Source organism: Moorena sp. SIO2C4 (assembly GCF_010672485.1).
Taxonomy (GTDB): domain Bacteria; phylum Cyanobacteriota; class Cyanobacteriia; order Cyanobacteriales; family Coleofasciculaceae; genus Moorena; species Moorena producens.
Window position 1 is genome coordinate 1 of sequence record NZ_JAAHGN010000470.1, and the last position, 5,628, is coordinate 5,628.

The following is a 5,628-nucleotide window of genomic DNA, read 5'->3' on the forward strand; positions in this document are numbered from 1 at the left end:
GCCCTAAAGCCCCCAATTCTGGGGGATTTAGGGGGCTTTAATAAAACCAGATTATCGCGCATTCATTCCTTAATTCAGCAACGCCCTTAATTGTGCTAGTTTAGTTGTGACTTTCATCGTGCAAACTGACCTGATATTTTTTAGTTTATGAAATTAGGCAAAAATTCTAATAAAATTCCCGCGCCCCCGCCCCACACTTCCCTTCTTTTTTACAAAAATAGCACTACGCATTTAGATGTTTGACATTTCTAAACTCCGAAACCTAGTCCTAGCTTACTTTTGACTTCTGACTTCTAACTTCTGACTTGCGCGTAGCGCTATATCAGATGCACCCTACTGTTGCCTGTTCCCTGTTCCCTGTTCCCTTTGCTATAGGCAGATGACGATGAAAATTACGAAAGAACCCTTCTGGGGATACTCGTTCTTTCCAAATCCGGCGACATTCATACTGTAAATCTACAAATTCCCGGGATGATAGATTGTCGTGAAACTCAGCAATTTTATCGCCAATTAAATGAAGTTCATTCTCCTTTATCCAAACACAGTATTTCTTCCAATCAATGTCAAAGTCGTAGGGAAGCACACAATCGGTATCTACAAGAACTGGAATTCTGCCACAACACAATGCTTCATAGAAGCGAAAGGAATTGTTACCTGAGCCACGGCAACAGAAGATATAGTCACTGTCTATTAGGTTATACACAAATTCCAGCCGATGCTTTTGCTTCAACTTGAAGTCCGGTTGATTGAAGAAAACTGGGCGTTCTCTAATCAGAAAGTTGGTGATTATGTTAGGGTCTTTGGCTAAGATATCTAAGGCTCGACCTCTTAACACATGTCCCCAATTATAGGGAGGAATAGTAGTTGTCAAGTTCAAGACATTCTTTTTGACTCTAGACCATAAAAATTTTAAGTGGGTTTTGGGATTTTTCCTGACGGCATAACCACAGAAACCAACTACCGGTTTTAAGCATTTTTGGCGGATATTGAGTTTGTTGTCCAGATAGTTTTCAACAAAGTCTTCGCTCCAGTGAGGTAGGGTAAAATCGTTGTTTTTTCTAAGGGATCGATAGAGGGAGTTACGGAATACAAAATCACTTTCAATCGGTAAGTTAAGATGGGAAGAAGTTCCACCAAAAAAACTGATTAAGGGCTTGCCTGCTGATTTAACGTTTTCTGCTAATTGTCTGGCTTTATGTTCCAATTCAGAATTGCATAGTGCCCAATTAACTGGTACAATTGCAAAATCTGCTTCCTCCAGAGACGACATCTTAAATAGAGACTTTCCAATCTCTACATAGTGGTCAAAACAACTACTAATGGGATCCTCAGGATTTTCGGGAGGCTTGCCCCAAAAGGGGTATAGGATTGCCTCATAGGTCATGCCCTCTGGCAGATAGTTCTGGTCACAGAAAATTTTCAAAGTCATAATTTTAGGCTCTAGGGAACAGGGAATAGGGAACAGGGAAAAAATCCTGTGTACCTCAGGTGCGACCCGTGGTGAATTTAATTCGCCAAGGTCAAGCTCACCTAATAGCTAAAAAAACCCTCTAACACTTTAGACGTCATTAAATCACACTTTTAGGCTATATCCATGCCTTTTTGCCAAATTATTTAGTTTGAAAAATTCTTAGGGAGTAGGAAGCTTCAACGCAGAAATATATCTTAACCTTTACTACAACTGCCATACCAAAAATTTTGCCCGCCTATCACAGGCTGGAAGCCTGTTCCACATTGGGAAAAGGGTAAAGGGTTACGGAGTCCACTCCTGGGCACACACCACACGAAAACCAATATTGCCGACGAGGTGCCTCCAGGCCGGATTAAAGACGCCGCGAGACCCAGAACGGCAGTTTTTAGGCAAGGTGTAGCAGGAACCACCCCGCCACACCCGATATTTATTATCATTTTCATTATGGCTATCCGGTTCATCTTGCCAGGCAGTGCCATCTGTCGGCGCACCTTTATAGTTTGAGTGCCAATGGTCTGCACACCACTCCCACACATTCCCATGCATATCGTAGAGTCCAAAATCATTGCCTACCCCAAAACTACCCACTGGGGTGGTTTCTCTACGATAAATCCCTGATGGCCCATTACCATAAGACCCTTTCCAACCACCGTGTTGATCATCTGTTCCATTGTAATTAGCAAACTCTGTAGTAATCGTCTCTCCAAAATGAAACGGGGTGGTTGTTCCAGCTCTACAGGCGTACTCCCACTGGGCTTCACTGGGCAAGCGATAAGGGCGTTTGGTATACTCGGACAGCCGCTCACAAAACTCTACCGCATCAGACCAAGAGACTGTATCTACAGGTCGGTCTTTCCCTTTAAAATAGGATGGATTGGGTTCAAGTTCTCTTTTGACTTGGAGTAGGGCGGCCACCGCTTGCCATTGGGCTTGGGTAACTGGGTATTTACCCATGAAGAAGGATTTAACCGTGACTTGATGCTGTGGACTTTCTGTGTCTGTATGCCCCTCTTCGGTTTCTGGGGAACCCATAAGGAAAGTGCCACCGGGGATGGCAACCATGTCCAAGGTGATACCATTTCCCAAGTCTTCAGCAAAGTACTGAATTTGTCGCCGATGGCGTTTGATATTAAGTGTTGATTGTTGTTCTTCTTTACTTGTTTGTGCCATCACCATTGTTTGGTTTTACTGATGTAGAACTGGCATCTTGTGTAGAGCTGGCATCTTGCCAGTAATATATTATTAGTTGATTGAGATTAACACAGACTTCCAGGCTATTCCGGCAACAGGCTAGAAGCCTGTTCCACAAGAAAAAAACAGGGCAAAAGGGAAACAGGGTAAAGGGTTACAGAGTTCACTCCTTCCAACACACCACACGAAAACCAAAAGAGTTGACGAGCCAGAGGCCGGGATTAAAGTAGTAGCGAGACCCAGAACGGCAGATACCAGGGTCATCGACCCAGGAACCACCCCGCAACAGCCGCCGCTTATTCTCATTTTTATTATCATCAAGCCAGGCACTACCATCTGTCGGCGCACCTTCATAGTTTGAGTGCCAATGGTCTGCACACCACTCCCACACATTCCCATGCATATCGTAGAGTCCAAACTGATTGGCTACCCGAAAACTACCCACTGGGGTTGTTTTGTGAGCATATTTGCCTTTGGAACCAGAGCCATAACTATATCTGCCATCATAGTTAGCTAGGTCGGTTGTAATGGTGTCACCAAAATGAAACGGAGTAGTTGTACCTGCTCGACAAGCATACTCCCACTCGGCTTCACTGGGCAAGCGATAAAGGCGTTTCTTATACTGGGACAGGCGCTCACAAAACTCCACTGCATCATCCCAAGAGACTCGCTCTACAGGTCGGTTTTTACCTTTAAAATGGGATGGAGCGGGTTCAAGTTCTCTGTTGACTTGGGGTAGGGCTGCCACCGCTTGCCATTGGGCTTGGGTAACTGGGTATTTACCCATGAAGAAGGATTTAACCGTGACTTGATGCTGAGGACTTTCACTGTCTCTATGCCCCTCTTCTGTTTCTGGGGAACCCATAACGAAAGTGCCACCGGGGATGGCAACCATCTCTAGCTCAACTCCATTCCCTAAGTCTTCGGTAAAACCATAAGCTTGTTGCTGATGACGGTTGATGATTAGTTCTGGTTTTCTTCTGAACCAGCCTGTTGGTTTCAACTCAATAGTTGTCACTTCAAACTCAAAAGGTTCTAGCTCAATGTCTGGGAATATTTCTGTCCCTGCTCCAAGCCCAATGGTTACCACCTCACATTCAAAGGTTTGCATAGGTGGGAAACCTTCAAGCTCAGTGACTTGATTAAGGCTAAGGTTTACCCCATGAACACCATAGGATTGACTAGCATCAGGGGGAATTTGACCTTTGAGCCAGATTCCCAGGGATTCAGCAAATTTCATTAAGGAGTCATATTGACTCAACTGGGGTCTAAATTCTTGAATTAGACGCTGTAATCGGGCTAATTCTGCCTGTCCATTTTTTCCTCGGTTAACCAATCCTTGTAGGGCTGTGGCTATCTCTTCTTCTGCTTGAGTGCGATGTTGATCTAAATACACCATGGCTGCCCATTGTTGTGCCTGGAATTCTCCCTGTCGGCTAGGGGGATTGGTTCCCATTAAATAAGTCACGTAATCCATCAGCAATTGGGCGACGGATTTGAGGCGATTTCTGCCAAATTTGTGCTGAAATTCTGGTGTTTCAAATTGTGCCAATAAATGAGACCGTATCGCCGGAGTCATGGCATATAATTCATAACCAACTGGACGGCATAACTCCGATAACAGTAAATCCGCTTCTGCTATCCAAGGCACTTCTTCGTTCAGTAAAAATTGCACTCGGATATAGTTGACCAATTCCGGAGTCAAGACCAAGGGCAAGGCGCAATGACAAGCTAGATAGCGATAGTTAGGTTCAAACCTGGCCACAAACCGTTCAATTTGTTGCCTGGCTAATTCTCCCGTTAATTGGTCAGATGAGGACGTTGTCATAGATCTTAACGAATCTGTGCGATCGCTTGATTTAACCCATGAGGATCCAGGGGGTACATTGGTACTAAATGAGCAATAAATTGGGCAGTGCTTCCCTGCCAGCGTTCAGAGGGAACGGGATTCAACCAGGCAATTAACTTGGTATGCTGTTTAATGTGCCACAAAACTTCAGCGGTTGCTGAAAATCTTTCCGAACGGCGATCGCCACGAGCTGCTCCCCCATCGCTGACAATTAAAACACTGGTATCCCCATCGGACTCTGCCAAAATCGACTTAAACTTTACCTTTTCGGTTAGATAAGGGTCTTTATAAACATACTCTGGTGGAACGTTGTGGAAATAGCCCACCCGCACCCGTTCGATATTACTGTCGTGTTGGGCTGTTTCCACTAAATCTCGGGTAAAGCGGTGAAAGGGAGTCATAGAGCCTTCCTGATCCAGCAACAAGAGCAAATCAGCGTGATTTTGCTCCCTTCGGCTGTATTTGGGCTTTAAAAAAAATCCCTGTTGGCAGACCTTGCCAATTGTCCCTTCCACATCCAGAACATCTTCTCTACCATCTGCCACCATCCGCCGTAAATAACGCCAGCTATAAACCATATACCTGCGAGAAATGGGATAATACCCTTGGAAATCCCTGTCTTCTGTCTGTTCCAATAAATTGATTGATGATTTGACCGGCAGTAAGGATAATTCAGGCACTGGAGTAGGAGAGTCTACCCTTGAGGGAACCTGTTCCTCAGAGGATAAAGGAGGAAGATTCTTAGGGGAGGACGATGATTCGGGTGATTCTGATGGAAATTCCCTTGGTTTTGCTGGCTCTTGGCTCTCTTCTGCGCTAATGGAACGAAAAATGACTTCTAAATGGTCTTGTTGGGCTAGGGAATGACACCAAAGCGTCCGCAAAAGTTTTTTGAGAGCATTGGCATCCTGCACTCCCCAGCCGCCCTCCATAGCTTGTAAGGCAGCTAAATATTCATTAATTCCCAAAGCAAACCCATCCCGGCGCAACCGGTAAAAGAGGCGAGTTAAGAGAGGGCGGGGATTAAAGTTACTCATACCAATTTCATAAGACAGTGTAACACGTAGAAGATCCCCCTAAATCCCCCTTAACAAGGGGGACTTTAACTCCAGTTCCC

The 5,628-nt window shown here is 45.0% G+C and carries 4 protein-coding genes; all 4 read right to left on the minus strand.

The genetic code is table 11. The annotated features are described in order from the left end of the window. Window positions 1-322: 322 nt before the first annotated feature. Window positions 323-1,429 carry a glycosyltransferase family 47 protein gene (locus F6K20_RS22185; protein ID WP_008189879.1) on the minus strand — a complete coding sequence of 369 codons (1,107 nt, stop codon included), beginning with the start codon at window positions 1,427-1,429 and terminating at the stop codon, window positions 323-325. 324 nt (window positions 1,430-1,753) lie between these two features. Further along, window positions 1,754-2,647, minus strand: a complete 894-nt coding sequence (locus F6K20_RS22190; RefSeq protein ID WP_287296046.1) for a formylglycine-generating enzyme family protein — start codon at window positions 2,645-2,647, stop codon at window positions 1,754-1,756. 178 nt (window positions 2,648-2,825) lie between these two features. Next, entirely contained in the window at window positions 2,826-4,490 is a 1,665-nt protein-coding gene (locus tag F6K20_RS22195) for a formylglycine-generating enzyme family protein (protein ID WP_287296047.1), read from the minus strand. Between the two features lie 5 nt (window positions 4,491-4,495). Continuing rightward, entirely contained in the window at window positions 4,496-5,548 is a 1,053-nt protein-coding gene (locus F6K20_RS22200) for a VWA containing CoxE family protein (RefSeq protein ID WP_287296049.1), read from the minus strand. Between the last annotated feature and the right edge of the window lie 80 nt (window positions 5,549-5,628).